Below are 245 nucleotides of genomic sequence, written 5' to 3'. Positions count from 1 at the left end.
AGCTCATCATTGGTCTGGATCTGCCAGCGGTGAGTGCCATCTTCCAGCGCGCCCTGCGGTTTACGCACGTTGGCATTGCTGACGGCGGTGCGTACGTCGTCCAGCGACACGCCCTGATTAAACAGCGCCTGCGGATTCAGCCCGACGCGTACGGCGGGCAGTGAGCTGCCTCCGACATCGACATCACCAACACCGTCGATTTGCGAAATCGTCGGAGCCAGCTGCGTCGAGGCGAAATCGTACAG

At 61.2% G+C, this 245-nt stretch carries 1 protein-coding gene; it reads right to left on the bottom strand.

Going from position 1 to position 245, the window contains the following annotated elements; genetic code table 11:
- Positions 1-245 (bottom strand): efflux RND transporter permease subunit (locus SB764_RS43620; RefSeq protein WP_410867256.1); only part of this gene is annotated, 245 nt, incomplete at both ends.

This window comes from Paraburkholderia sp. SIMBA_027 (assembly GCF_046535315.1).
GTDB lineage: Bacteria > Pseudomonadota > Gammaproteobacteria > Burkholderiales > Burkholderiaceae > Paraburkholderia > Paraburkholderia tropica.
The sequence above is the reverse complement of the archived record's forward strand: the minus strand, read 5'-3'. Positions and strand labels throughout refer to the sequence as shown.